At 74.5% G+C, this 3,044-nt stretch carries 2 protein-coding genes and 1 pseudogene; 2 read left to right on the forward strand and 1 reads right to left on the reverse strand.

Annotation, left to right across the window (positions count from 1 at the left end; translation table 11 throughout):
- The coding region (gene sucB / locus CK505_RS17970; protein ID WP_141246873.1) for a 2-oxoglutarate dehydrogenase, E2 component, dihydrolipoamide succinyltransferase at positions 1 to 1,830 on the forward strand (1,830 nt) is incomplete at its 5' end.
- Positions 1,831 to 1,962: 132 nt separating this feature from the next.
- Entirely contained in the window at positions 1,963 to 2,310 is a 348-nt protein-coding gene (locus CK505_RS17975) for a hypothetical protein (RefSeq protein ID WP_017834155.1), read from the forward strand.
- Positions 2,311 to 2,359: 49 nt separating this feature from the next.
- On the opposite strand, the pseudogene CK505_RS17980 reads toward CK505_RS17975, so the two are convergent.
- Positions 2,360 to 3,044, reverse strand: a pseudogene (locus CK505_RS17980) (hypothetical protein); the annotation flags it as partial.

Below are 3,044 nucleotides of genomic sequence, written 5' to 3' on the forward strand. Positions count from 1 at the left end.
ACCGAGGGCACCGTGACCCGGTGGCTCAAGCAGGTCGGTGACGAGGTCGCCGTCGACGAGCCGCTGCTGGAGGTCTCCACCGACAAGGTCGACACCGAGGTCCCCTCCCCCGTGGCCGGGACCCTGCTGGAGATCCGGGTGCAGGAGGACGAGGACGCCGAGGTCGGCCAGGTCCTGGCGGTCATCGGCTCCGGCTCCGCCCCGTCCGGGGACAAGCCCGCCGAGAAGCCCGCCGCGGACACCTCCGCCCAGGAGGCCGAGGACGCCGCGACCGAGGCCGAGACCCCCGAGGCGACCGACGAGGCCGCCGAGCAGAAGTCCTCCGGCCAGGAGTCCTCCGGTCAGGAGCAGGCCCCGCAGGCCGAGGCCCAGCAGACGGGCGAGGGCAGCGAGATCACCCTGCCCGCCCTGGGCGAGTCCGTGACCGAGGGCACCGTGACCCGGTGGCTCAAGCAGGTCGGTGACGAGGTCGCCGTCGACGAGCCGCTGCTGGAGGTCTCCACCGACAAGGTCGACACCGAGGTCCCCTCCCCCGTGGCCGGGACCCTGCTGGAGATCCGGGTGCAGGAGGACGAGGACGCCGAGGTCGGCCAGGTCCTGGCGGTCATCGGCTCCGGCTCCGCCCCGTCCGGGGACAAGCCCGCCGAGAAGCCCGCCGCGGACACCTCCGCCGAGGAGAAGCCGGCGAAGCAGTCCTCCGCCGGCGGCGAGGGCTACGAGGGTTCCTCCTCCGGGAAGCAGGAGAAGGCGCCGTCCCGCGACGAGGCCCTGGTCGAGACCGACGAGCCCGTGCTGGCCGACACCTCCGGGGACGAGCAGCAGGACGCCGGTCAGCGCGACGGCGCCCGCACCGAGAACGCGGAGGCGCCGACGGGCGACAACTCGTCCTACGTGACCCCGCTGGTGCGCAAGCTCGCCAAGAAGGAGGGCGTGGACCTCTCCGCGCTCACCGGCACCGGTGTGGGCGGCCGCATCCGCAAGCAGGACGTGCTCGCCGCCGCCGAGCAGCAGAAGAGCGCGGCCGCACCGGCCGCCGAGGCCCCGGCCGAGACGGCCGCGGCCGCCCCGGCGAAGGAGGCCGCCCCGGCCGCGCCGAAGGCGGACGCCAAGCGCGGGACCACCGAGAAGGCCCCGCGGATCCGGATGACGATCGCCCAGCGCATGCGCGAGTCGCTGCAGGAGGCCGCTCAGCTGACCCAGGTGACCGAGGTCGACATGACCCGGGTGGCCGTGCTGCGCGGCCGGGCGAAGGCGAAGTTCCAGGAGCGGGAGGGCGCCAAGCTCACCTACCTGCCGTTCTTCGCCAAGGCCGTGGCGGAGGCCCTGCAGGCCCACCCGAAGCTCAACGCCACCTTCAAGGAGGCCGAGAAGGAGATCGTCTACAACGGCTCGGAGAACATCGCCATCGCGGTGGACACCCCGAAGGGCCTGCTGGTGCCGGTCATCAAGAACGCCGGCGACCTCAACCTCGGCGGCCTGGCCAAGCAGATCGCGGACCTCGGCTCCCGGGCCAAGGACGGCAACATCACGCCGGACGACCTCACCGGCGGCACCTTCACGATCACGAACCTCGGGTCGTTCGGGGCCCTGTTCGACACCCCGATCATCAACCAGCCGCAGGTCGCGATCCTCGGCACGGGATCGATCGTGAAGCGCCCCATGGTGGTCTCCGACGCCGACGGCAACGACACCATCGCCATCCGCCAGATGTGCTACCTGTCGCTGACCTACGACCACCGCCTGGTCGACGGCGCGGACGCCGGCCGCTTCCTCCAGGCGCTCAAGGCGCGCCTGGAGGAAGGCCGCTTCGAGTCCGAGGTCGGCCTCTGACCGGCCCCGTGCCGGTCCACGGCCCCCGCTGAGCACCTGCGGAGGGTCGGCGGACGCTGAGAGGGCGTGTTCCTGGTCACAGGGGCACGCCCTCTCGGCGTCCGCCGGCGGCGCTCCGATAGGCTCGACGGCATGACCTTCCTGACCGGACTCCTCGTCTTCCTGCACCTCGTCGGCGCCGCGATCATCGTGGGCACCTGGATCTACACCATGAAGCGACCGACGGTGTCCCCCGGGCAGTTCCACGCCTCGCTGCTGAGCCTGGTGACCGGTCTTCTGCTCGTGGCGGTCTACGAGATGGGCGAGGCTGACGTCAACCACGCCAAGGTCGCCGTGAAGCTGCTGGTCGCCCTCGCCGTGGCGGTCGCCGCCTTCGTGGGCCAGCGGAGGACCAGGCGCGGGGAGACGGTCTCGACCGGTCTCGCCCACGCCGTGGGCGGGCTGGCGCTGATCAACATGGCGGTCGCCACCCTCTGGTGAGCCCCGCCCGCCACCGCACCATCGAGGACCGGACCCCCGGCGCTGCCCGTCAGCCCCGGGGGTCCTGCCGTGCCGGTTCCGATCCGTCCGGCTCCTGCCCGTCCGGCCCCCGTCCGTTCCGCGGCGGCCCGTCCGAGCCGGTTCCCGGCGGGGCCGTCGCCCCCGCCGCAGGTTCCACCTCGGCCAGCCGCCAGCCCTGCTCCCCGTGGACCAGCTCGACGAGGACCGTCTGCACCCATCCGTCCCCGGCCGGCACCACGGACGGGACCGTGCCCGGCCCGCCGCGGTGGCCGTCCACCCGCACCTCGGCCACCAGCACGACCCCGCCCGGCGGCGCGGACCCCGCCGGCCCGTCGCGGACGCTCTCGGCCTCGAGGACGAGGCCGGGAAAACCGCCGTCCGCCCGGGCGATGGTGTCCCGGTCCGCCGCCGCGGCCCGGGCGCCGGGGGCGTACACCTCGTCCAGCAGCCGGGCGTCACCGGTGCGCAGGGCCTCTCCCCGCCGCGCCACCAGCTCTCCCAGCGCCCGCCGGGGGTCCGCGTGCTCGACGGCGTCCTGCGGCGGGTCGACGACGGACCCCGGCGCCACCGGGCCCGACCGCGCCGCAGAGGGGAACCGCGCCGGGGGCGTCGTGGCCGCCGGCGCGTTCGCCGGATCGGCCGCCGGGTCCGGCGACGGACCGGCCCCGCCCAGGGGGAGCAGGACCGCGCCCCCGGCGGCCAGCAGCAGCGCC

This window comes from Kocuria sp. WN036 (assembly GCF_002287015.1).
GTDB classification, from domain to species: domain Bacteria; phylum Actinomycetota; class Actinomycetes; order Actinomycetales; family Micrococcaceae; genus Kocuria; species Kocuria rosea.

Excerpts from the sequence above, each read along its gene's own strand:
- CK505_RS17975 (WP_017834155.1), top strand. The coding sequence starts at position 1,963 with ATGACCTTCCTGACCGGACTCCTCGTCTTCCTGCACCTCGTCGGCGCC.